At 44.5% G+C, this 23451-nt stretch carries 21 protein-coding genes; 12 read left to right on the forward strand and 9 right to left on the reverse strand.

The features are described from left to right. Positions 1-3 precede the first annotated feature (3 nt). Positions 4-933 carry an urea transporter gene (locus tag L0992_23485; GenBank protein ID XGB69342.1) on the reverse strand — a complete coding sequence of 310 codons (930 nt, stop codon included), beginning with the start codon at positions 931-933 and terminating at the stop codon, positions 4-6. An 80-nt stretch (positions 934-1013) separates the two neighbouring features. Next, positions 1014-1673 carry a pyridoxamine 5'-phosphate oxidase family protein gene (locus L0992_23490; GenBank protein XGB69343.1) on the reverse strand — a complete coding sequence of 220 codons (660 nt, stop codon included), beginning with the start codon at positions 1671-1673 and terminating at the stop codon, positions 1014-1016. A 90-nt stretch (positions 1674-1763) separates the two neighbouring features. Here L0992_23490 and L0992_23495 point away from each other — a divergent pair, with 90 nt between their 5' ends. Next, positions 1764-3224, forward strand: coding sequence for a PLP-dependent aminotransferase family protein (locus L0992_23495; protein ID XGB69344.1), 1461 nt, complete (start codon positions 1764-1766; stop codon positions 3222-3224). A gap of 33 nt (positions 3225-3257) precedes the next feature. Here the strand turns inward: L0992_23495 and yjeH are convergent, their stop codons facing one another. Further along, complete coding sequence (gene yjeH, locus L0992_23500) at positions 3258-4523, reverse strand: L-methionine/branched-chain amino acid transporter (GenBank protein ID XGB69345.1); 1266 nt, start codon at positions 4521-4523, stop codon at positions 3258-3260. Positions 4524-4754: 231 nt separating this feature from the next. On the opposite strand from yjeH, the gene L0992_23505 reads away from it, so the two are divergent. The 3 genes from L0992_23505 to L0992_23515 all read left to right on the forward strand — a co-directional run bounded on the left by L0992_23505 (position 4755) and on the right by L0992_23515 (position 6856). Continuing rightward, on the forward strand, positions 4755-5216 hold the full coding sequence (locus L0992_23505) for an Lrp/AsnC family transcriptional regulator (protein XGB69346.1): 462 nt from the start codon (positions 4755-4757) through the stop codon (positions 5214-5216). Then, complete coding sequence (locus tag L0992_23510; protein ID XGB69347.1) at positions 5210-6130, forward strand: LysR family transcriptional regulator; 921 nt, start codon at positions 5210-5212, stop codon at positions 6128-6130. The genes L0992_23505 and L0992_23510 overlap by 7 nt, the downstream gene beginning before the upstream one ends. A 111-nt stretch (positions 6131-6241) precedes the next feature. After that, positions 6242-6856 carry a LysE family translocator gene (locus tag L0992_23515; GenBank protein ID XGB70420.1) on the forward strand — a complete coding sequence of 205 codons (615 nt, stop codon included), beginning with the start codon at positions 6242-6244 and terminating at the stop codon, positions 6854-6856. A 94-nt stretch (positions 6857-6950) separates the two neighbouring features. Here L0992_23515 and L0992_23520 read toward each other — a convergent pair whose 3' ends face one another. Together L0992_23520 and L0992_23525 are read right to left on the reverse strand one after the other, a co-directional pair. Next, positions 6951-8114 carry an alpha/beta fold hydrolase gene (locus L0992_23520; protein ID XGB69348.1) on the reverse strand — a complete coding sequence of 388 codons (1164 nt, stop codon included), beginning with the start codon at positions 8112-8114 and terminating at the stop codon, positions 6951-6953. 48 nt (positions 8115-8162) lie between these two features. Then, the gene (locus tag L0992_23525; protein ID XGB69349.1) at positions 8163-8393 is read right to left on the reverse strand and encodes a hypothetical protein; all 231 of its coding nucleotides are present in this window, start codon (positions 8391-8393) and stop codon (positions 8163-8165) included. Positions 8394-8666: 273 nt separating this feature from the next. On the opposite strand from L0992_23525, the gene hcp reads away from it, so the two are divergent. Then, entirely contained in the window at positions 8667-10328 is a 1662-nt protein-coding gene (hcp, locus tag L0992_23530; protein ID XGB69350.1) for a hydroxylamine reductase, read from the forward strand. A gap of 101 nt (positions 10329-10429) precedes the next feature. Then, entirely contained in the window at positions 10430-11485 is a 1056-nt protein-coding gene (locus L0992_23535; GenBank protein XGB69351.1) for a hybrid-cluster NAD(P)-dependent oxidoreductase, read from the forward strand. Between the two features lie 179 nt (positions 11486-11664). Here the strand turns inward: L0992_23535 and L0992_23540 are convergent, their stop codons facing one another. After that, positions 11665-13101, reverse strand: a complete 1437-nt coding sequence (locus L0992_23540; GenBank protein XGB69352.1) for a glyceraldehyde-3-phosphate dehydrogenase — start codon at positions 13099-13101, stop codon at positions 11665-11667. Positions 13102-13927: 826 nt separating this feature from the next. On the opposite strand from L0992_23540, the gene L0992_23545 reads away from it, so the two are divergent. Further along, entirely contained in the window at positions 13928-16492 is a 2565-nt protein-coding gene (locus tag L0992_23545; GenBank protein XGB70421.1) for an ATP-binding protein, read from the forward strand. Here L0992_23545 and L0992_23550 read toward each other — a convergent pair. The 3 genes from L0992_23550 to L0992_23560 all read right to left on the reverse strand — a co-directional run bounded on the left by L0992_23550 (position 16489) and on the right by L0992_23560 (position 17990). Next, positions 16489-16725 (reverse strand): hypothetical protein, encoded by a 237-nt coding sequence (locus L0992_23550; protein XGB69353.1) that lies wholly within the window; start codon positions 16723-16725, stop codon positions 16489-16491. The two genes, L0992_23545 and L0992_23550, sit on opposite strands and share 4 nt — an antisense overlap. 171 nt (positions 16726-16896) lie before the next feature. Beyond that, complete coding sequence (locus tag L0992_23555; GenBank protein XGB69354.1) at positions 16897-17523, reverse strand: D-Ala-D-Ala carboxypeptidase family metallohydrolase; 627 nt, start codon at positions 17521-17523, stop codon at positions 16897-16899. Positions 17524-17675: 152 nt separating this feature from the next. After that, complete coding sequence (locus L0992_23560; GenBank protein XGB69355.1) at positions 17676-17990, reverse strand: DUF496 family protein; 315 nt, start codon at positions 17988-17990, stop codon at positions 17676-17678. A gap of 195 nt (positions 17991-18185) precedes the next feature. Between L0992_23560 and L0992_23565 the strand changes: the two genes are divergently transcribed. The 5 genes from L0992_23565 to L0992_23585 all read left to right on the forward strand — a co-directional run bounded on the left by L0992_23565 (position 18186) and on the right by L0992_23585 (position 23388). Continuing rightward, a complete protein-coding gene (locus L0992_23565; protein ID XGB69356.1) occupies positions 18186-18386 on the forward strand; it encodes a hypothetical protein in 201 nt (66 codons plus the stop codon). Between the two features lie 63 nt (positions 18387-18449). Beyond that, on the forward strand, positions 18450-19106 hold the full coding sequence (locus tag L0992_23570; protein ID XGB69357.1) for a YceH family protein: 657 nt from the start codon (positions 18450-18452) through the stop codon (positions 19104-19106). Then, positions 19107-19421, forward strand: coding sequence for a GIY-YIG nuclease family protein (locus tag L0992_23575; GenBank protein XGB69358.1), 315 nt, complete (start codon positions 19107-19109; stop codon positions 19419-19421). A 308-nt stretch (positions 19422-19729) separates the two neighbouring features. Further along, the gene (locus L0992_23580; protein ID XGB69359.1) at positions 19730-20824 is read left to right on the forward strand and encodes an autoinducer 2-binding periplasmic protein LuxP; all 1095 of its coding nucleotides are present in this window, start codon (positions 19730-19732) and stop codon (positions 20822-20824) included. After that, on the forward strand, positions 20824-23388 hold the full coding sequence (locus tag L0992_23585) for an ATP-binding protein (protein ID XGB69360.1): 2565 nt from the start codon (positions 20824-20826) through the stop codon (positions 23386-23388). The genes L0992_23580 and L0992_23585 overlap by 1 nt, the downstream gene beginning before the upstream one ends. Positions 23389-23451: the final 63 nt, after the last annotated feature.

Below are 23451 nucleotides of genomic sequence, written 5' to 3' on the forward strand. Positions count from 1 at the left end.
ATGTTAATAGGCCAAGCTTCGCTTTTGTAATAAGCCTGATAAGTAAACCGCAGCCCAAGTGCTTAGAATGAAAGGTGCTGTTAATGGCAGCAGTGCCAAGGTGTGAAAGCCTAGAGTAATAAGGCAACTCAACAGAATACCTAAGATGACGAATGGCCAAGCTATTCTTGGGTAAAGCACTAGAGCCAAGGTTGCAAGAATCGCGTTGTAACTATAAAGACCTTGCTTGATCAGTTCTTTGTCAGCACCAATCAGAGAGCTAAATAGGGTACTGATCAACACCGCAAGCAGCATCCAAACAGCGTGCTTTATGCTATTCAGTGCGATTGCGACCAAGATAACCAATCCGGACAATTCATTATTGATAAAGCTGACTTGGCTGATCCCTTTTAGCATGGTCACCACAAACGTTGGTAAGTCGGTTCCTGCATCTGTGCCGATATCAATGAGTGGCATTAACGCAATGCTGGATGTTGAAAATGCAGAAAGCTCGAAGGTTGATCGGACAACATAAATTCCCCAAGAGGTGATAACAAAGGCACTGGTGTAACCGCGGTACTTTTTAAAGCTAAACACTATCTTAGCGATTGGAACTATCAGTAGGGCACTGAAGGCCGTCACAACAGCCAGCATTGGTGTGACTCCAAAGAAGTTACCAATGAACAACCCGATCAGTGCACCATTTAAGGCATACATACCACTATTAAGATCATGAGCTGTTTTGCTGTTGGTGTTAATGCTGTTATGGATAAAGCGAGCTAATGTGTAACTGCAACTGGCACCAAGTAAAGTAAGACAAGCCAGTGGAATGGATTCAATAGAGATAGCTAACAATAACAGAAGGGATGTTACGACAGATGGTGTGAAATAGACTTGCCCAATACCATTGAGCAAGCCTTGAAGTGGAAGAATGTCCTTATTCGTGTTCATCATCTGGTGACAGAATTTCATTATGTTAAATTTTTGATACGCCAGATTGTATACAACTATTCTTGGTTGACCATCTTCGTGTGTTAATTCTGATACCAACGTTCACCATAGGCTTGTTGATAATCTGGCTTTTCAATGATTCCTTCGTGTTCTGGTACTGTTTCTAGTGGCCCAACAACGGTTCGGTAAGGTAATACGCCGGCCCAAACGGGAACGTCCATATCAGCTTTGTCATCATTCACACCATGCTTACCAATTTTTACCGATGCTTCGGTTAGTGGAATCGCCAGTAACTCGGTGGCGGTGAGCTCTTTTTCGTTACTCAGCCTAACCTCATCGGTTCTTCCCGGTGCTATCTGCTCAATGAAGATGTTCAACAAGCGATCCTTTTCTTGGTTGTCATCAATGACTGAAAAAGAGCCGAGTACCACTGCAGAACGATAGTGCGCACTGTGATGGAATGCAGAACGAGCCAACACCCAACCATCGAACAGAGTGAACGTTAAACAGGTTGGTTCTCCTTTCTTTAAGCTCTTTAGCAAGCGACTGTTTTTGGCGCCATGAATATAGACCATGTCATCCACTCGCCAAGCAAGCATAGGGATAACCATCGGACCGTGTTCGCCTTGCAATGCAATGTGTGCGATTAAGCTTTCATCAATAATCTGATGCAGCTTCTCTTGTTCAAATACGGCTTTGTGAGCCCCTTTTTTAATCGTGGTTCTTTTCGTGTTAGATAACATAATCGCTCCTTAATCATTGCCTTTTGATTAATGTAGCGATTAACTGGTCTATTAAATAGAGCCACTTTTAAACACTATTTGGATCCAGTTATGCAGCCTATTGATGTCGGTGACCTACAGTTAGATGAGCAACACGACACGCGCCAAACCGCCTTGTTTCATGCGATCCGAGAGAAGATCGTTCAAGATTTATGGAGCAAAGGCAGTAAGTTACCCTCAACACGTAAGTTGGCCGTAGAACTGTCGGTAAGCCGAAATACGGTGATCTATGCGTATGAACAGTTAGTCACGGAAGGCTACATCGAGAGCAGACAAGGCTCAGGTTTTTACGTGTCAGTTGAACAGCCGGAGCATTTTCTTAGTTTGTCTCAATCGAGCTATATTCAGAATTCACATGACTTGAGTACAAAGCCTGATGCATCAAGTGGTGCGAGAGTGACACCTAATGATATCAACCGCAGTTTTGCGCCGGGTGTCCCTGATCTGGATGCATTCCCGTTTGCCAAATGGCAGAGACTGTTGCAACGTCATGCTACGCGGCAGAACATCGCGGGCAACCAAGACGTTCAAGGCAGTTTGGTCTTGAGGGAAGCACTCAGCGGTTACCTCGCAAGTAGCCGTTCGGTTCGTTGTCATGCTGATCGAATTATTATCACCGCCGGTGCTCAGCAAGCTATTTCGATAGGTTTAATGGCGACGTTAGCGATGGGCGACCAAATCCTTGTTGAAGAGCCGGGCTATCGACAGGTGCATAAAATTATTGACCTGTTGAAGCTCGAACTTGATGGTGTGCGTGTTCGTGAAAAGGTCGGCCTTGATATTGAAAAAGTGCTCTCCAGCAACGCCAAAGCTTTGTATGTCACGCCAAGCAATCAATACCCAATGGGTACAACACTTAACACCGAACAACGCCTTAAACTGATTGACTGGGCCAACAAAAATCAGTCTTGGATTATTGAAGATGACTACGACAGTGAGTTTCAGTTTGCACATCGCCCTTACACCAGTATGCAGGGCTTGGCGGGTAAACTTGGGTTTGATGACAGGATTATCTATGTCGGTTCACTGAGTAAAGTCATGTTTAACGGCCTGCGATTAGGTTACTTGGTTGTGCCTGAACATTTGGTGGCGAGATGTCTCGAGATTAAAGATGCACTCACAGGAGATACCGCCGCACATACACAAGAAGCATTGGCTGACTTTGTTCATGAAGGCGACTTGCTGAGACATATCAGAAAGATGCGTCGCTCATACAAACTCAAGTACGAAGCGATGATAGAAGCGATTCAAAGTGGGTTTCATGGTGATCTTGAAGTGATCAGTCAAGCTGCAGGGTTACATGTGACTGTGAAGTGGTCGAACGGAATATCAGAACAGGAATGGAGTCGAAGAGCTGAACTTGAGAACATCATTATACGACCGTTCGATTTCTATGAATATGGCTCAAGTGATGATCGAGATTGGAGTGGGGCGGTACTGGGCTTTGGTAATATCCGCTTGAGTGACATAAAGCCGAAGATCAAACAGATCGCTCGGCTTTTTTATCAGTGATATCGGAGAGGCTATTTATAATTTATCGACAAGCTACAACTTGTCGATAGAAACGGTGGGTTTACCCAACCACTTCTTCCAAGGGAGTGACAATGTCACAAAAATAGTCACCGCATACAACATCGACCAACTTAGGCAGATAAACACTAATGTACAGATAACCAATGAAACCATTGCTGTGTATCTGGAAATGCCAGTCAACAGTCGGCAAGCCGCTAACATCGCAAGTAGATAAACCAGAACGAAAATACCGTTGGCGAGTTTAAGAAAGAATTCAAGATCCAAGTTAGACAACTCGCCAATCACACATGAGACAAGCGCGATGAAACCAATCGCCAAAGTTGGGTAAAGAGGCACACCACGGCTATTAAGTTGCGCCATTTTACTTGTCGGGCTGTGTTGGCGAGCTTGAGCCCAGATCATGCGAGACAAGCTTTGGGTATAAAGGTTTAGGCTCGCAAAACAAGCAAAGAAACCCAGTACACTGATGACCGTTTTGAAGCCATTGCCAAACAGTTGCTCTGTCACCCATGGAATCGATGCAGCATCAAATTCAGCGGACCCATAAGCCCCAAGTTTAAGAATGACCACTGAACAAGCCCAATACACTAGACCTGCGACGAAACACCCTGCAATGATGGCGATCGGAAAATCGCGCTGTGGATTCTTAAATTCCTCTCCCATGTGAGCAAAGGCTTCTATCCCTACAAAGCACCAAAACATCACCGCCAATGCCGCGCCGATAGACCACATCGAGTCGGATGAGATAGAGGGAATCGCAACGTCTGCAACGGTGATATCAGCTTTCCAAACAAAAGCACTGACCAAGGCAAAAATCGACAATGCAATTACGGTTTGCAGACGACCAGAAGACTTACTGCCCATCAAGTTGACGGCAATCAGCAGGGCTACAGTAAAGGATTGAGCACCGAGCGGTGTGTCGAGAGGCGAAGGTAATAGTTGTTGCGCAAAGCCGCCCGCTAATGCAATCGCAGCGGGAATGCCGACAGGAATAACACTCACAAACAACCAAGCAACACTCGTTTCTAAACGTTCGCTGAACGCTTGGCGTACAAAATAGGCGGTGCCGCCAGCATTAGGGTAGCGTTTCCCTAATGCTGCAAAGGTAAGGGCGATTGGGCAAATGGCGATAAACAAGATTAACCATGCCAGCAGCGACAACTGACCTGCGATACCTGCAGCGATAGCGGGAATCATAAATAACCCAGTACCCAGCAAGGTCGTAGAGAGTTGTCCAATTCCGGACATTAGCGTGATTTCTTGTTTGAGTTGTGTCATTCGCTCTCCTAGCTTTTGGTGCTTATTCTGGGATGGGTAATACTGAGATTGAAAGCATACATTGTCGACATCAATAATACAGCTAGCGAAACGTCGTAAGACACCGCCATTTTGACGGTATTAATCCATTTAAGCGTGAAAATGTCGGTTGTCATAATGGCTGTTATAAGTCGGAAAGTTGTGTCAAATTAGGCGTTATAAATAGAACAATAAGTGGAAAGAATCAAAAGCATGGATAAATTTGATCGCCAGATTTTGGATATTCTCAAAACCAACGCTCGATGCTCAGTGAGCGATATCGCCCGAGATGTGAGCCTCTCGCGCTCGGCAGTGAACGCCAGAATAAAAAAACTGGAAAGCGACAAAGTGATTACGGGTTACTGCGCTCAAGTGACAGAACCCAATCAAACGAAGAATGTGTGCGCTTATATTTTGCTGAAATTCGACATGTCGAGCAGCGACCATAGTTGTGAATCTTACGCGCAACGAATCGAGAGTATTGATGGTGTGCAATGGTGTCACTCGATCAGCGGTGAGACCGATATGATGCTGTATGTTGAAGTAGAAAGCATGGAGCGTTTAAATCAAGTTCGCGACCAACTGCAAAGCTATCCTGATCTGCGTCACCTAATGACTCATACTGTGCTGACCGAGTTTTTTAATAAACTGAATCCGACGGTACATTCATGTTAGGCAATATTAATTTAAACCTACTGCGTTCACTGCATGTGCTTCTTGAAGAGTGTCATGTAAGCCGTGCGGCTCAACGTCTGCATATCACCCAGTCTGCGGTCAGCCGTCAGCTTAGTCAGCTTAGAGATTTGTGTGGTGATCCTTTGTTGGTTCGTGATGGTAACAAACTGGTTCCTACCAATCGTGCTCTACAGCTCAAAGACAAGCTCGATGACTTGCTTAGTGAGTTTGACCACCTGTTAGATGATAAGCCATTTGAGCCGCAAGATTGGCACGGTGAGTTGGTGTTAGCTTCGAGTGATTATGTCGCTCAGTATATTTTGCCTGTGATTGTGGCTGAGGTATCTGCCGAAGCGCCGAACATCAATTTGGCGTATCGATTATGGCAACCAAGCTACCTTGAAGCGCTCAATGAGTCGGGCATTCACTTAGCTTCGAGTATGTTTCCTCAAAAGCCAGACCACGTGTCGAGCATGAAGCTTGGTGAAGACAAGTCTGTGTGTTTGATGCGTAGATCTCACCCGTTAGCTCAACAATCGACTCTGAGTGCCCAAGACATCGTCAATTATTCACACATCAAGGTAACGGGAGGAGGGGACAAAGACAGCTACGCAGATATTGCTCTCAAGAAACAGGGTCTTAAACGTAGAGTCGCATTGCAGGTTCCGTTCTTTTCATCGGCGGGTACGGTGCTGATGCAAGATGATTACCTGATGATTGTGCCGGAGCACATCGCCTATAACCTAGGTCGACACCTTGAAACGACATACTTCTCTTTGCCGTTTGATACGGAAATGCACACCTATTGGCTAATGTGGCACCCCAAGTATGACAACGATTCTGCTCACAAATGGGCGCGAGAAAAGGCATTCCAAGCTATGCAGAAGTCGAGCTACAATATCAGTATGACTTGAAGTCATAGCTATGATGATAATCTTTGATTTCAAATGATACCTTCGGCGAATTATGGTTACTAACAAGTAAAGGCGTTCAGTTGGGACGTATGGTTTATTAGGAATGGAATGATGACAGTAACAATTTGGTTTTCTTTATTAGCTATCTGCTTGTTGGGCGCGATGTCTCCGGGTCCAAGCTTGGCGATGATCGCTAAACACAGTTTGGCTGGTGGCCGTATCAATGGCCTTATCGCAGCTTGGTCACATGCCGCTGGTATTGGTATTTATGCCTTCGCAACCATCGTGGGTTTGGCGGTGTTACTAGAACAATCGCCAATGCTATTTAAAGGGATCAGCTTGGCGGGTGCCGCGTATCTGCTTTACCTTGGTGTGAATGCATTGCGTTCGAAAGGCGGGGTAGCGGCGAAATTAGAAGCGGGTGAACAGATGAGCTACATGCAGTCTGCTCGCGAGGCTTTCTTGATCTCTATCTTGAGCCCAAAGATCGCGTTGTTCTTTATCGCTCTGTTTAGCCAATTCGTAGCGCTAGGTAATGAACTCAGCAATCAAGTGATCATTGTTTCAACACCGTTGATTGTTGATGGCCTTTGGTACACCTTCATCACCTTGGTGTTATCGAGCCCACTGATCGTTGAACGAATCCGTTCTAAAGCGCAGCTGATTGACCGACTTTCAGGTGTGGTTTTGATTCTGCTTGCTGTCCGTGTGGTGTGGACGATATAGCGGTCGCTCATATTCCGGCAAAATACGATATCCATAAAAAAGGCTCATGAGACGTTATCTAGTGAGCCTTTTGGGGTTTTTATCGAGTGAGTTTTTAGCCTTCCGAGTTCAGAACTTCGTCTAGCTTTTTCATCGAATCTGAGAAGTAAGGGTTATAGGTTAAACGTGCATGGTTTTTACCTTCTTCGCGGTATCCCCATGCCGAGTACCATACTTCACTGGTCGCGTTGCACTGTTCTTCAAAGCCTTCAGCCTGACCATTCGAACAGATTTTCTCGCTGCCATTGATGCCGTAGTACGGATTGTTTGGCGAGAACAGCAAGCCCATGTGCGAACCGTTTGAGATACGTTGTTCAGGAATCTTCATACTGTATTGAACCGCACGAGGATCGTCGAGTGTGGTTTCCCCTTGCCAAATCAACACGTTGTTTGGGTTTGGCATAGATTCAGTAAACGCCTGCTGAACATAGCTAGTATCAATCACACTGTCGCCTTCACTCATCATAATAAACACTGGCTTGTCGAAGTGTTTATCTTGTAAGTCTTCACGCACCACTTCTGATGTTTCGTAGTAAACAGAAGCACCATTCATTGGCAGCGAGTTGTAACGCAATACATTGTCTTCAGGATCTTGATCGGCCCATGTGACAAAGTAACTTGCTAGCTCTGCGTATTGAACGGCTGACGAGCTCGGTTGAAATGCAGGAGAGAACAGCAGTAACCCAGAGATCTTTGGGTCATGCATCGCTTGTGAAGTCACGAGATTCGCGCCAGTGGAATAGCCGCCTAGCCAAACAGAATCGTACTCTTGCTCAAGTAATTTTGTATGATGAGCTACCACACCTTGCCAATCCTCTAGGCTTGGCTGCATTAAGTCACCCACGCGACTACCGTGACCCGGAAGCAATACGGTTCTCACTAAGTAACCTTGCTCAGCTAAATGGGTTGCAATGTCTTTAAACGAATAGGGTGAGTCGCCTAATCCATGAACCAGTAACACCGCCTTGCCATTTGGTGAGGTTGGTTGATACTCGGTTGGTGAATTAAGTTGGATCTCCAATTGTTTGTCTTCGGTCATGAACACACGGTTTTTCAGTAACCAATCTTGAGTGTCATTTACGTAGGCGTCAAAGCTGTCTTGCTGATATTCAGGCAAGTTAGGAGAGGTTTCGTAAGCTGGAGCGATGGTCTCGTTGGAACAACCAACGAGACTTAAAGTCGTTAGGGCGAGTAGCGTTAGAATGGTCTTGCTATGCATTTTTTAGTGTTGTCTCTATCGTGTTTTGTCTTGAAGCAAAAGCTTAGACTATTTTCTATTTGAAAGGTCTTCGTATTCACCTTCAATTACACCTGCATCACTGGTTGATGACTGACGAGTGTTCATATGAGCTGCGAAGCCTTGTTTCTCCATTTGATTTTGAATGCGCTTGCCAGTAATTAAAGCTGCAATAGCTAAAGGAATAGCAAGGATCAAGCTTGTGAATAGCGCCAAAAGGCCAGTAAACAGCGCAACAATCGTAACTAAGATATTTTTCATATTCATTCCTCTTTTTCTATGTTGTTACTTTATCGCTTCTATTCTGAACGAAACATGAACGTCGTTAAATAATTACCGAGAGTCACTATGACACGGGTGTGTTGACTTTGGGTGTGTAAATGTAGTCATAAACACGCGCTAAAAATATGGAATACAGCAAAGCTCTTTAAAATCAACGAGTTAAAAGTTGGCACAGTTGATGCTCTATAGGGTTTGGAATAAGTCACTGTAAGCAAAGTACTTACAGCTAATAAAAATTACTGGAGCCCCTATATGTTCTGTATTCAATGTGAACAAACCATTCAAACACCCACTGTAAAAGGCTGTTCTTTCGCACAAGGTATGTGTGGCAAAACCTCGGAAGTGTCAGACCTTCAAGATGTGTTGGTGTATTCTCTTCAAGGTGTTTCTTTTTGGGCAAATTTGGGTCGCACTTGCGATGTTATTGATACTGAAATTGACGAGTGGGCACCAAAAGCGTTCTTCGCAACATTGACCAACGTTAACTTCGACCCTGCTCGTATCATCGAATTTGCACAGCAATCTCACGAATTTAAACAGCGTTTAGAGCAAAAAGTTCGCGCTGCCGCGACGTTAATTGGTTTCGAAATTCCAGCGCTTTCTCCTGCCGCGCAGTTCGATCTACCAACAGATTCTTCAGAGCTATTAGCACTTGCGCCACAAGCAGCGGTTAACCGTGGTCACGACTCTCAACACGAAGATGTGATTGGTCTTCGTCTTCTTTGCCTATACGGCTTAAAAGGTGCTGCGGCTTACATGGAGCACGCACGTGTTCTTGGCCAAACCGATGATGCAATCTTTGCTGAATACCACGAAATCATGGCTTTCTTAGGTACTGATCCAACCGACCTAAAACAGTTACTTGATACATCAATGCAGATTGGCTTGATGAATTACAAAGTAATGGAAATGCTAGACAAGGGCGAGACAGATACGTTTGGTCACCCACAACCTACAACGGTGAATGTGAAGACTAAGAAGGGTCACTGTATCCTTGTTTCTGGTCACGACCTTCACGATCTAGAAAAGATCCTTCAACAAACCGAAGGCAAGGGCATTAACGTTTACACCAACGGTGAGATGCTACCTGCGCACGGTTATCCTGAACTGAACAAGTACCCACACCTTGCGGGTAACTACGGTAGTGCTTGGCAGAACCAACAGAAAGAGTTCGCTAACTTCCCTGGCGCAATTGTGATGACGTCTAACTGCCTGCTTAACCCAGATGTTGGTGCATATGCTGACCGTCTATTTACACGTAGCATTGTTGGTTGGCCGGGTGTTGCACACCTTGAAGGCGACGATTTCAGTGCGGTAATCGATTGCGCGCTTGCACAAGAAGGCTTCAAGCATGACGAGATCGAGCAAATGATCACTGTCGGCTTTGGTCGCAATGCATTGATGGAAGCAGCACCTGCGGTTGTTGAACAAGTGAAAGAAGGCAACATCAAACACTTCTTCCTTGTGGGTGGTTGTGACGGTGACAAATCTGAACGTAGCTACTACACAGACTTCACAGCCCAAGCGCCAGAAGATTCAGTAATACTAACGCTGGCATGTGGTAAATTCCGTTTTAATAAGAACCAATTTGGTGACATTAACGGTATCCCGCGTCTGTTAGATGTTGGCCAATGTAACGATGCTTACTCGGCGATTCAGCTTGCGCTTGCACTGTCTCAAGAGTTTGACTGTGGCATCAACGAACTACCACTAACGCTGGTTCTATCTTGGTTCGAGCAAAAAGCGATTGTTATCCTGCTTACTCTGTTCGCACTGGGTGTGAAAGGTATCTACACAGGTCCAACAGCGCCTGCATTCCTAACAGAGAACCTACTAAAGATTATTCAAGACGAGTTCGACATGCGTTCTATTTCGACGCCAGAGCAAGATCTTAAAACAATCTTAGCGGCTTAATGTAAGCCCACTCCCAAGCCCCGTTGTTGCTGTTCTCTTCGAACGTGCAGCGGCGGGGCTTTTTAGATTTAATTCTTTAGTATCAGTAAGGTGTGTGAACTATGTATGCATGGTCGGATAGCGATTCAATCAATTTAGTGTGTTTAAAGAAATGGCATGAGACGCCAGATACGGTCAGCTTCGAGCTTGGCAGTATTCCACAAGACCTACATTTCAATTTTAAGCCAGGCCAGTTCATCACGTTGGGCTTGGATATGCCGACAAAAACCGATTACCGCGCTTACTCAGTTGCTTCCTGTCCTGAAGACAATCGTTTGAAGCTGACAGTTAAGCGTGTTGAAGGTGGTTTGGTGTCTAACTTTATTGTCGATGAGCTTGATGAAGGTGATGAGGTTGCGGTTTTAAAACCTGCTGGTGGCTTTAACTGCATTGATTGCATGCCGACTGAGAGCAAGAAGGTAACGCTAGTCAGTGCAGGTTGTGGGATCACGCCTGTGATGGCGATGGTGAAGTATTGGTTGTCTCAAGATAGTGAGATGGAGATAGACTTCGTCCACATGGCGCGTAACAAACTTGAGACTATCTATTTTGAAGAGCTTCACCAGCTCGATGAAGCGTATGACAACTTCAACCTCAAGTTGCTGCTTAAAGATAACCAAGGCACTAAAGCGCCTCAAGGTCGACTGGATAAGAACTGGTTGGTGAAACTGAGCCCAGACATCCTAGACAGAACCGTTTATCTTTGTGGCCCTGTTGGCTTTATGCAAGACATAGAAAGCTACCTGAAAGAGCTTGAGTTCAACATGGACAACTTCTATCAAGAGAGCTTTACTCCTGCTACTCAGAATGCTCAGCAAGAAGAGTCACAAGTCGAGGCTTCTGGAGATACGAATAGTGCCGTTAAGGTATTTGTCCCAACGTTTGGCAAAGAAGTGGAAGCCGAGGCGGGGACGCCATTAGCCGACTCTTTAGAGCAAGCAGGGGTACCCATTATTATTGCGTGTCGCAGCGGTATTTGTGGCTCGTGTAAATGTAAAGTGACCAAAGGTTCGGTGGAATCTAGCAGCCAAGAGACACTGACAGCAGAAGAGATTGAACAAGGATACGTATTGGCGTGTTCAAGCACGATTCAGTCGGATGTTGAGGTTGAGTTGTAACAGATATGAAGGCTAGCGAGGCTGGATGTAAAAAGGCCACCTAGATCAGTTAGAGAGAGCAGATCTAAGTGGCAACCCTTTTGTTTATACGGGGGAGTAAAACAGAAGGGGTTGCGAAGCCTGAAACAGGCTTCGCAGATATAGTTATTATGTTGTGGAGCTGATTTTACTCAGAGATCTTAAACCGCTGGGTAAGTCTTGTAGCGAACACCCATCATCTGTTCCATACAGTGAACAACTTGGCAGCTGTAGCCAAACTCGTTGTCGTACCAAATGTAAAGAACAGCGCGGTTGTCTTGCGCGATAGTTGCAACACCGTCAACGACACCAGGGTGGCGAGAACCAACCAAGTCAGTAGATACAATCTCAGTTGAATCGGTGTAATCAATTTGAGCGGACAGAGCAGAAGACAGCGCCATTTCACGTAGGTACGCGTTTAGCTCGTCTTTGCTAGTGCCTTTCTCAAGGTTTAGGTTTGCTACTGCCATTGAAACGTTTGGCGTAGGCACGCGAATCGCATTACCCGTTAGCTTACCTTCCATCTCTGGCATCGCTTTTGATACTGCTTTTGCAGCACCGGTCGATGTCAGTACCATGTTCAATGAAGCAGCACGACCACGACGGTCACCTGAGTGGAAGTTGTCGATTAGGTTTTGGTCATTAGTGAATGAGTGAACCGTTTCGATGTGACCCGATAGAACGCCAAACTTGTCGTGAACCGCTTTCAATACTGGTGTAATCGCGTTGGTTGTACAGCTTGCTGCCGAGATGATTGTGTCTTCTGGCTTAATCACATCTTCATTCACACCAAATACAACGTTTTTAATGTCGCCTTTGCCAGGTGCAGTAAGAAGAACTTTGCTAGCGCCGTTACAAGCAACGTGTTGGCTTAGGCCTTCAGCGTCACGCCACACACCTGTGTTATCAACAACTAATGCGTTATCAATGCCGTAAGCAGTGTAATCGACTTCTTCTGGCTTGTTTGCGTAGATAACTTGGATGAAGTTACCGTTAACGATGATCGCTTTGCGTTCTTGATCTACCACGATGCTGCCGTTGAATTGGCCATGTACTGAGTCACGACGTAGCAAGCTTGCGCGTTTTTCTAAATCACCATCTTTACCGCCACGAACTACGATTGCACGTAAACGAAGTGGGTAACCCGGGCCGCTTTTCTCTACAAGAATACGAGTTAGCAGACGACCGATACGACCGAAGCCGTACAACACAACGTCACGAGGTTTCGTCATCGCGTCGCCTTCAAGCGAACCCATTAGAGCCGTTTGAAGGAAGTCATCCATCGCGCTAAGGTCTTCGTGGTTTTCCCAGTACTGAGCGGCTAGACGACCAACATCAACGCGGCATGGAGACAAGCGCATTGATAGTAGATGCTGGATAATTGGTTGAGTTTGTTCTGCGGTTAGCGGTGAGCCAGTGTAACGTTTTGCGATGCGGTGAGCTTTGATGATGTCGATAGTGGTTGCGTTAACTAAGGTCTTACCGAAGAGGATAACTTCTACGCCTTTTTGGCGGTATAACTGACCTAAAGTTGGAGCGATGGATTCAGCAATAGTTTGACTAGTTTGCCAGTCTAGGAGGTGCTTTTCGGGACTCATCTTTACTCGGGACCTTTCACGTTAAGTTTCTGCAGTCATGGCGGTTGTAGGGAAGCCAATCAGCATAGGGGGTTGAGCTATCAAGCGGTGGTCTTTAATGCCACTTAATTCTGCTTGAATGCGTTGTGTGTAACTTGTAATTTTTATGTGGCAGGATTGTAAGGTACGACTGGTTATTCTGCTAGGAAAAATAAATGCAGATAAATTATCTGCAAGTTGGCGTTATAATAGCCATAAATCAAGATTTCAGTATTAAGAAAGACTATTGACTTTAACAATCTGTAGTACTTAATTTTCGCCAAAAAATACTCAAATCAAAATATTATATGTAATAAAAGTCATACCTATCATTCAAGGTGTGATCATTAACTCAAGTTACACTGAATTGGTAAACAATAGATAAGCTGAACAATGGGTTTTGCTGTTCGACTTTCGAATAAGCCGAGGTTGAGTGGAAAAACAGCAAGACGCAAACGATTGGATCTCAAAAATTTAACCTAATTTTCGACTTTGTTAGTGTGTAGGGCGGTGATTCGCTACCTCACGGCGTTGAACCTCTTCCTCTTTTACTTGTTATGCGAGTGATAATAACTCGGTAAACCTTTCTACTTTGATCGCACTGATATCAATGCTTGTTCATTTTAAATGTCCGTTCTGGACTCGGAGTATCGTTTGTTCATATCCAATTTGATCAATAACCTCTGTTAATGTCCTATTCTTAACTTGGGCTAGGTAAATTACTTTCGGGAAGGGAGTAGTTATAAAAATGATAAATATGTCAATTAGATGGCGTCTTATTTTTCTTTCCACCGTTTCTGTATTCATTATGTTTGGGTTTACAGTTAACGAAGTGCTAAAGAACGATAAGAAGATGAATCACCTTGAAACAACGCGTATTAAGGTCGAAGCGCTTCAATCTTTTAATACCATTTCAAGTAGTGCTTATCGATGGTTGGTTCTGTCTAATGACTCCCCTGAGAAAGGTCAGTTGCTGTTAAAACTGCAATCAGAATTGGATAAGCTCACTCAATATGAGGTTCGACTTCAACAGTTCGACAGTAACTGGAGCGTTGAACCGCAGTTGGTTGAGCTTAAAAGCGTGTTGATGAGGCTTGCTCAAGAAACAGAAACCCCGAACAACACACAATTGACCGAACGCGCATTCGACTTGCTGAAAGACGTTTTGATGGAGTTGTCTGAATATCAAATGATCTTAGTCGATGAAGATATCGGTCAGGCTGATGCGGTGTTCGTCCATCTCACTAACTATGTATTCTGGACTCAGAGAGAAGCGTGGTTAAGCTACAGCCTGTACCGTACTCCAGAATTAAAAAATCAATATCTACTGAGTTATGTTGGTGCATTGGAAAGGCAACAACAGTTGTTAGATTCGTATTTTCGATCGGGCACTCGCTCCCCAGAAATTAGAGAACTGTTAAACGCTTTCTCCAAAGATGAACTTCAAAACAGCTTCACATCACGAATCCTCGAAGGGGACTTCTCGTCACCTGAAATCTATGACCACCTCAAAGGCTTGGAGCTTAAAAAACGCGCTATTTCAAAAGCGATTGGCGCTTATACCAAGCAGTTGCAGTTCGATCTAACAGAGAACATCGCGCTACAGAAAAGACAAACCTTGGTCATGACACTGCTGATTCTGGCTGCATCAGGTGTTTTGCTGTGGCTCGGTATCGCAACCTCTCTGCGTTTAAATCGCAACCTCTCGCTGATTCTTAAAGGGGTAACAGAATGCGCAGATAGTTATGGCAAGCCCAAGGTGATTCACATTCAAGGGAACGATGAACTTGCTGAATTTACTGAGGCTCTGAACCGAGTGATGGAGCGTAACTATCATCACAACAAAGAGTTAATAAAAGCCAAGGAAGACGCGATTTCAGCGAATAAAGCGAAAAGTGCTTTTCTTGCCAATATGTCTCATGAAATTCGTACGCCGCTTAATGGGATTATCGGCATGGCGGAGATCTTGTCTCAGAGCCAGTTAAGTGCCAACCAACAAGAAGTGCTAGGGGATATTGAATCGTCTTCTCACTCGTTGTTAGTGCTACTGAATGACATTCTAGACCTGTCTAAAATCGAGTCGGGCAACTTGATGTTGTCGCCACACAATGCTGATTTGCGTGAAGCTGTGTATGACTCGGTGAGTGTGATTTTATCCAAAGCGATCAGTAAAGACATCGAACTCGACATCAACATCGACTCCCAAACTCCGCCACAATTGTTCTTTGATGAATACCGAGTTAGGCAAGTGCTGACGAACTTGTTGTCTAACGCCATCAAGTTTACGTCTAAAGGAACGATCACGACGGACATTGCGTACACGCCCATGTCTTTGGGAAGAGGAAAGCTTGAATGCAGTGTGTCGGATTCTGGGATAGGCATTGAGCCAGAGAAGTTAGAATCCATTTTTGAACCCTTCACACAAGAAGATGGCAGCATCACGCGCCAATTTGGTGGTACAGGGCTTGGGCTTGCCATTTGTCGACAGCTTGTTGATTTGATGGGTGGCTATATTACTGCGCGCTCAGTGAAAGGAGAGGGCTCGACGTTCACTTTTTGTTTGTATGTCGACATTGTTGAATCTCAGGTTCAAAGCTTCGAGAATTTGAGCTCCGTGACGGTTGTCTCGAACTCTTTCAATTACCTAGACCAATTGGTGAAAGAGTGTGAACGCTTGAATGTTCGTCCTAATGTCGTTTCATCTATTGCGGACCTCGATGACAGCCTCAAAGAGAGCGATTTCATACTGTATTGTCATACGCTGCATCACTCAATGGAGAAGGACTTGGCGGCACTAAAGGCCGTATATCCGCTTTCTCGTGTGATCGTGTGTCAGCATCACCTATTTAAAACCAACCTAATCACAGAGACAGTGCACTCGACTCATACCTTGCCATTTTTGGGCCGACGATTCTTCAATAGCTTGCAATCACTGGATGTCGGCGAAGAGCCAGCACCGCAGGCGGAACCGAAGGATGAAGAGGTTCGTTCGCTGAATCGACGTATTTTGATTGTTGAAGACAATTTAATGAACCAGAAAATAGCGAGCTTCTTCCTTGAACAAGCGGGTTATGAGTATTTGATTGCCAGTAACGGACAAGAAGCGGTGGACGTGATCACTCAAGGTGCCCAGTTTGATGCCATCTTAATGGATTGTATGATGCCTGTGATGGATGGCATCACCGCGACTCGAGCTATTCGACAGTGGGAGTGTGAACAAGAAGCCACACCACTGCCGATCATTGCCTTAACTGCCAGTGTATTAGAAGAAGACATCAAAGATTGTTTTGAAGCGGGCATGAACGCTTACTTGCCCAAGCCTTATAAATCCCACCAGTTGTACGATCTTTTCAGTAGTCTTGATATCGTCTAGCGGACTTCTAAGCCAAGGTTGTACTGCGCAAGACAGCGACCTACATAGCTGATTTTCAATACTGCAGCGACTAAGATTGTGCTGATGTGAGCGACGATTTGAATCGGCAGTGAGAAGTGGTCGGCCATAGGATAAGCAACAATAATGCTGAGTAGCATAAGTAACGCGGTGATCGCTAAACTGAAGTTCGATACAGAAAGTAGAGTTTGAAAGCGTTGAGTCATAGTTTTCATATTGAATTCCTAATTGCTATTAGTTTCTTTTGATACTTAGTAAGAGCAATTAGCGTTCCATTTTTTATTTTAGTTAAATATCAACACCTTAATTAAATGTCAAGTGCCAGTTGTGTCAAAAAGACATGGTTAATAACCGTGTCTTTTTGACTTGTTGTTATCCATTTGTAATCACCAGTTTCTGAAGCCGCAAGTGTCGATGTGGAATCGAACGCCGGCGTACAGGCCTAATCCTACGTTATTCTTCTGCCCGTATTCAGCGTGAATTTTTTTGAGCTTAACGTGCAAATCTGCTCGAGAAATACCGTTGGCTGGGACAAGATCTAAGGCGCAGAACTCTAAGTGTTTACTTTGCAGGGCACCGCCAGCTTGTTGATTGTAGAGTTTTGAACGTTCACCAGAAACAGGAATAACCACGCCGATTTCAGGCTCGATGTATTGTTGAATGTACTTCAAGGTGTTGATCATGTTGGGTACATGCTTCTTATTGGGAAGGGTAAACAAGGTGGTGTTACTCATTGCCCAGTCTGTCCCTTGTAATAACACCAGATGCAAAGGCATGCTTTGCGTGATACCTGCATCTTTGAGCTGTTGCCCGATCTCTCTTACTTGGTCTTCTGCGTGGTTAAGCAACATCCAACCACGAAATGCCGAGCGAGTCGGAACCTTGTAGCCATGAACATCCACCACGAGGTCTTCGTAGGTGATTTCAGTCTCTTCGGTATAAAGTCTTTTAAATTCTTCAGGGTAGGGTTGAGTGGTTGATAGCGCTAAGGTAATTAGGATGCTTGAGTACATAAGGTGGCTCCATTACTTACGTTGGCTTTGCTAGTGATATTTGAGTCAGTAAATGCGTAAGCTTAAGTATAGACACTGAAATTTATGTACAAAAAAACCCACTACAAAGAGTGGGTTACTAACATTATTACAAGTTAATCAACGAGGTGAGATTACTTCTTACCTTGGATTTGCTTGTCTTCTTCTGTTAGTTCACGAATGCGGCGGCTGATGTCGCGACGAGCTTTAGAAATCTCTGCACTCTTGATGATGTGATCATCAACGCGGTCTTCGTAGTCTGCTTTCATGTTTTTGATAATGCCTAGGATCTCATCGTGAGTCATCTCTGGCTTGATGTAATCAAGTAGGTTATCAAGAAGGTCGACACGCTTGCGGTTGTCACGAACTTTCTTTTCGTTGTCTAAAAGTTCACGCTTAAGTTTGTTCTTACGTCGTGCTTGGTTAACAATTTCAAATACGCTGCTCATAGATTCCTTTTCCTATTCGTCAAATACGTTGTCTGGTTCTGATTAAAGCACATCAATTGATGATGTAACAGTCTTTAGATCAAAGCAAAAGTAAGGTTGTTTAATTATTCGTCACTCTCGCTGATGTGTGATTGTTTTTATCTCACCGATCAAGTTAGTATCCCATGTAGATACTGCATTGATACGAAATGTGAAATGAATCAACAACAATTAGAAACCGAAGAATTGGACGATAACGTCACTGAATCTTCAGCAGAACAAAACAAGCTTCGTGATGCGTATGTACAAGAGCGTACTTATTTGGAAGTCGTGGAAATAGAGCTAAACCGTTCTAAGATCATAATGATTGATGAACAAGGCAGAAAGAAACGAGTACCGATTTTGTCTGAGCACTAGTCCAAAGTGGCTGCATTGTTAGGTGTTGAGATGGAATTATCAAAATAATAAAAAGGAAAAACGATGAACACAGTACTTTCCCCAATTGAAGCGAGAATTATTGGTTGCTTGATCGAGAAAGAAGTCACTACTCCCGATCACTACCCATTAACACTGAACAGCTTAACAACGGCTTGTAATCAAAAGAGCAACCGTGAACCTGTTCTTTCACTGTCTGAATCAGATGTTTTAGATGCGGTTGATGGTTTGATTTCGCGTCGCATGGTAAGCGACGAAAGCAGTTTCAATAGCCGCGTAAACAAATATCAACATCGTTTCTGCAACACAGAATTTGGTGATCTGCAATTTACTGAGCAAGAACGCGCAATCATCTGTTGTATGTTGCTGCGTGGTGCGCAAACTCCAGGTGAACTCCGCACTCGAACTGGCCGCCTAGCGAACTTCAGCGATGTAAAAGAGGTGGAAGCGACGCTTGAGAAGCTAGCTGCAAGAGAAGCGGGCGCATTAGTCGTGAAGCTACCTCGTGAAGCGGGCAAGCGTGAGTCACGTTACCAACACCTGTTGAGCGGTGAAGTGGATGTTGAAGCGTTTGCGACGGCATCGGTAAGCGCGGCAGCACCTTCTGCATCGAATGAAAAGTTTGAAGAATTAGAGTCAGAAGTCGCAAGCCTACGAGCAGAAGTGGCAGAGCTTAAGGCTCTGGTTGAATCGCTGCTTTAGATGTCTGAGTCTGATAAAAATGCGGATTGGGTCGTGTACTTGATCCGCAATCGTCACAATGCTCTTTATTGTGGAGTGACGAATAATTTAGAGCGCCGTTTTGAACAGCACCAGACAGGTAAAGGCGCAAAAGCCTTAAAAGGGAAAGGCCCGATTAAGTTGGTTTGGAGTTTCGATGTTAGGTCAAAAAGTGAGGCATTGAAAACCGAATACGCGATCAAACAATTACCCAAATCTCGTAAAGAAAAACTGGTATCACTCAAACTAATCATTGAGTGGCAAGAAGACCAAATTCAATATATCGAAGTCTCATAATTCATAGCTAAAATATTCGTTATTGACTAAATCTTAATAATATTTGGTTGCATATGTATTGTGGTTAACTATTTGAATTTAAATGATAAATCGATTTTGTTTGATCGGGCTAATTTCACTATCTAACACGCTAACCCTAATCTCTATTCCAAATTAACATTTCGCTCATTTAGAATGTCGTTCTAATTAGTGCGAGACGCTATCATTTCTAATCGTTGTCCTACATAATATCGTTCAGCCATACAAAGATATGGTGTCATGCTAGGTTAAAAAATGAGCCAAAGTAGCTCATATAAAACGAGAAAAATATGAAACGTTTACTGATGTTGTTTGGACTTGCCGTATTTTCTGCGTCCGCTCTCTCTCATGGTACCCATGTCCTCAATGGGTACTGGGAATACCAAGATTATCTTTCCAAGTTTCCAGAACAAAAAATATTGACCGATAAAATGGTCGAAGCTGTACAAAACCACCCTGTGCCATTGAGGCGACCTCAAGATCGACCGATCACGATTTCGGTTGTGTATCCAGGTCAACAGATCTCTGACTATTGGGTTCGTAATATCCAAGCATTTGAGAAGCGCCTTGATAAGCTGAGAATTAACTATCAGATAAATCAGGTGTTTACACGTGTTAATGCCGACCTCACTCAGCAGAGTATTTCTTTGCAAGAGGCGATTGAGAACAAAACGGATTACTTGATCTTTACCTTAGATACCACGCGGCACCGCAAGTTTATCGAACACGTGTTGAGTTCCACCGATACAAAGTTGATCTTGCAGAATATCACCACACCGGTGCGTGCTTGGGCAGATAGACAACCATTTATGTACGTGGGTTTTGACCACGCGACAGGCAGTTTAAAACTGGCAGATTATTTTAAAGAAGTGAGCCAACCAGACAGCAAGTATTCTGTGTTGTACCGCTCTGAAGGTTATATCAGTGATGCTCGTGGAGATACCTTCATCCATGAAGTGAACACCGACACCAACTTTGCCCTCAAGTCTTCGTTTTACACAAAGTCAGACAAAGAGACCGGCTACCAAGCGGCTAAAATCAGCATAGCGAACGATAAGGATCTAGACTTTATCTATGCATGTGCAACCGATGTCGCTCTAGGCGCTGCAGAAGCGATTCGCGAATCAGGTCGAGATATCTTGGTTAATGGTTGGGGAGGCGGTTCCGCTGAGCTTGAAGCTCTTGCGAGAGGTGACTTAGATGTGACCGTTATGCGTATGAACGACGACACCGGTATTGCGATGGCAGAGGCGATCAAGTGGGATCTGGCCGGGTTGGAAGTTCCTACCGTTTACTCTGGTGAATTTGAAGTCGTGACCAAAGAAGATTCTCCAGAACGTATTTCAGAACTAAAACAGCGAGCATTTAGGTACTCAGGTCAATAATGAAGAAAAGCTACGCCAGTACACCAAGGAACACCTTAGCCAAACTCATTACGCGTATCATTATTTTAGTGATAGGCGTGATGGCACTCGGCGTGCTTATTCACAATTATGAAACCAGCAGCAGCATCGTAAAGCAAGAGACCAATCGAACCGTTCAGCAGACATCTAGTTTGATTCAAAACATGTTTGATTACCGCTTGTCGGTGCTGCAAATCCACCAAGACAGTAGCTCACACAGTGAAACGCTAAAAGAGTACTTTGAAACAGGTAATGAAGAGGCTCTGAGCTACTTTTTCTTCGGTGTTGACCAACGTGAGCCCGACCATGCACCGGATTTACGTTTTGTTTCTACTCATGATGGTTTGGCGTGGGAAGATGGCAACGGTCAGTTTTATGGTTTGGATAAATCGAGCTTAAAACATATTTCGGACGAGGTGTCGTTCAGCAGTAACTGGCATTTTATCCAAGTAATGACCGAGATTGGCAAGCGTCACTTGTTGGCTCGTCGAACCCCGATTGTTGATAACAAAACAGGTGAAGTTCTAGGTCAGCTTTATATTGCTATTGTACTCGACAATAATTTCTCCCTTGCAGAGTCCATACAGCAGGGCAGTAACTGTGAGAATATCGTAATTGAAGCGCATGGCACACCTGTCACATCGACGTTCAGTGGCGATGAGACGTATACGATAAAGGATATTCTTGAATATAAAATTTACGAACAGCTGCCTCGTCATTTCGTCACGATTACAACCATCAAGATCAATGCGGTTGAAACCCCTCTCATTATTCGTGCTGTGCAGAAGAACACTAACTTCATCGCGCTAGAAGAGAACTATGAGCGAGCAATCATTGTTGTGATCGTGGTGATCGTATTCATGTCTTTCTTTGCGCGTGCTTGGATTCAGAGAAGGGTGGCGGCGGAGCTGGATAAATTGATGGACTTCACTCGTTCTGCCAGTGATAGCGAAGAGTACAATAAGTTCGATGGCTCTAATATCTTTGAATTTCACCATATCGGTTGTACGCTTGAAGACACTTTTGAACGCTTGTCTGAGCAGAACCAAAAGTTCCAAGATCTATTCAACTTTGCTCACTCGCCGATTTTGGTTTGGTCTGAAAAAGGCGATTTAATTCAGATGAACCCTGCGGCTCGTATGGCGTTGTTTGATGACGATGACAACTATGGCGCTATGGCTCAAGAGTTTGAGCATCGTATGTTGCCGAACATTCAAATGGTGGTTCAAGGGGCAAAGCTAACCGGTATTAATGTGCCTATTGGCGAAAAGGTATTTCGTTGGAATATGTCGGCCATTCGTGTTGAACACGGCATCACAGGCGTGGTGGTACAAGGGCAAGACATCACTAAGCTGATAGAGGCTGAGAGACAAGCCGATCGAGCAAGAGAAGAAGCAGAGCACCTTGCCAATGTGCGTGCTGATTTCTTAGCGAAGATGAGCCACGAGATTCGAACACCACTGAACGGTATTTTGGGTGTGTCTCAATTACTCAAACGCTCGATACACAGTGAAGATAATCGTGAGCAAGTCGATGTACTTTGTAACAGTGCGGAACACCTACTGGCGGTACTTAACGATATTTTGGACTTCTCAAAGATAGAGCAGGGGCAGTTTAATATCCAAAAGAAAGACTTCCGTTTGGGTGAGTTGGTCAACACCTTAGACAGCATCTATCGTCCGTTGTGTGAAGACAAGTCGGTCACGTTTACCATAGTGAATCACTTGGTAGACGACATCGAAATCAATACCGACCAAGTCCGTCTAAATCAGATCATGTTTAACCTATTGAGTAACGCGCTTAAGTTTACTCACCAAGGGGGCATTTCGGTCAGCTTTGAGCTCGAAAGCATCTTTAATTCCGACCAAGCCAGTTTGATTGTGAGAGTGAAAGATACGGGGATTGGTATCGATGAAAGCAAGATAGACGCAGTATTTGAACCCTTTGTTCAAGCAGAAGAGACCACTACTCGTGAGTATGGCGGTACCGGTTTGGGGTTAACGATTGTAAAAAACCTTGTTGATATGCTGGAAGGGGACATTCAAGTCCGCAGTCATATCGGTCAGGGTTCTGAGTTCATCATCGAAATTCCTGTGGAAATACACTCTAAACCTTTAATCGATGCGAAGCCGCAATCTGATATCGAACCTGAAGCATTGTTTAGTCGCTCTTTGAAGGTACTGCTGGTGGAAGATAACCACACCAATGCCTTTATTGCGCAGGCTTTCTGCAAAAAGTACGGGATGATGGTCACTTGGGCAAAAGATGGCTTAGAGGCTATCGAGATGGCGAAAACCACGACTTATGATCTTGTTTTGATGGATAATCAACTTCCTAACCTCGGTGGTGTTGAAACTACACAGCAACTGAGAGAGGACATTGGTGTCGTTGCTCCCATTTACGCGTGTACTGCCGATGCTCAAGAGTCCACACGAGACAGTTTCATGGCTGCCGGGGCTAATTACGTGATTGTAAAACCCATTAAAGAAGAGTCACTACACCAAGCCTTTGTTCACTTCAAAAACTCATATTGGAATGAGTCTTAGCTAAAGAGTGGCATGCTGATACACTGGTTTACTGGAGCTCTGGTTTACTGAAGCAACAGCTTA

This window comes from Vibrio pomeroyi, assembly GCA_041879425.1.
GTDB lineage: Bacteria > Pseudomonadota > Gammaproteobacteria > Enterobacterales > Vibrionaceae > Vibrio > Vibrio pomeroyi_A.

Excerpts from the sequence above, each read along its gene's own strand:
- L0992_23585 (XGB69360.1), top strand. The coding sequence starts at position 20,824 with ATGAAGAAAAGCTACGCCAGTACACCAAGGAACACCTTAGCCAAACTC.
- L0992_23575 (XGB69358.1), top strand. The coding sequence starts at position 19,107 with ATGTCTGAGTCTGATAAAAATGCGGATTGGGTCGTGTACTTGATCCGC.
- L0992_23485 (XGB69342.1), bottom strand. The coding sequence starts at position 933 with ATGATGAACACGAATAAGGACATTCTTCCACTTCAAGGCTTGCTCAAT.
- L0992_23490 (XGB69343.1), bottom strand. The coding sequence starts at position 1,673 with ATGTTATCTAACACGAAAAGAACCACGATTAAAAAAGGGGCTCACAAA.
- L0992_23560 (XGB69355.1), bottom strand. The coding sequence starts at position 17,990 with ATGAGCAGCGTATTTGAAATTGTTAACCAAGCACGACGTAAGAACAAA.
- L0992_23545 (XGB70421.1), top strand. The coding sequence starts at position 13,928 with ATGTTTGGGTTTACAGTTAACGAAGTGCTAAAGAACGATAAGAAGATG.
- L0992_23570 (XGB69357.1), top strand. The coding sequence starts at position 18,450 with ATGAACACAGTACTTTCCCCAATTGAAGCGAGAATTATTGGTTGCTTG.
- L0992_23535 (XGB69351.1), top strand. The coding sequence starts at position 10,430 with ATGTATGCATGGTCGGATAGCGATTCAATCAATTTAGTGTGTTTAAAG.
- L0992_23515 (XGB70420.1), top strand. The coding sequence starts at position 6,242 with ATGACAGTAACAATTTGGTTTTCTTTATTAGCTATCTGCTTGTTGGGC.
- L0992_23505 (XGB69346.1), top strand. The coding sequence starts at position 4,755 with ATGGATAAATTTGATCGCCAGATTTTGGATATTCTCAAAACCAACGCT.
- yjeH (XGB69345.1), bottom strand. The coding sequence starts at position 4,523 with ATGACACAACTCAAACAAGAAATCACGCTAATGTCCGGAATTGGACAA.
- L0992_23565 (XGB69356.1), top strand. The coding sequence starts at position 18,186 with ATGAATCAACAACAATTAGAAACCGAAGAATTGGACGATAACGTCACT.
- hcp (XGB69350.1), top strand. The coding sequence starts at position 8,667 with ATGTTCTGTATTCAATGTGAACAAACCATTCAAACACCCACTGTAAAA.
- L0992_23540 (XGB69352.1), bottom strand. The coding sequence starts at position 13,101 with ATGAGTCCCGAAAAGCACCTCCTAGACTGGCAAACTAGTCAAACTATT.
- L0992_23580 (XGB69359.1), top strand. The coding sequence starts at position 19,730 with ATGAAACGTTTACTGATGTTGTTTGGACTTGCCGTATTTTCTGCGTCC.
- L0992_23550 (XGB69353.1), bottom strand. The coding sequence starts at position 16,725 with ATGAAAACTATGACTCAACGCTTTCAAACTCTACTTTCTGTATCGAAC.
- L0992_23520 (XGB69348.1), bottom strand. The coding sequence starts at position 8,114 with ATGCATAGCAAGACCATTCTAACGCTACTCGCCCTAACGACTTTAAGT.
- L0992_23555 (XGB69354.1), bottom strand. The coding sequence starts at position 17,523 with ATGTACTCAAGCATCCTAATTACCTTAGCGCTATCAACCACTCAACCC.
- L0992_23510 (XGB69347.1), top strand. The coding sequence starts at position 5,210 with ATGTTAGGCAATATTAATTTAAACCTACTGCGTTCACTGCATGTGCTT.
- L0992_23525 (XGB69349.1), bottom strand. The coding sequence starts at position 8,393 with ATGAAAAATATCTTAGTTACGATTGTTGCGCTGTTTACTGGCCTTTTG.
- L0992_23495 (XGB69344.1), top strand. The coding sequence starts at position 1,764 with ATGCAGCCTATTGATGTCGGTGACCTACAGTTAGATGAGCAACACGAC.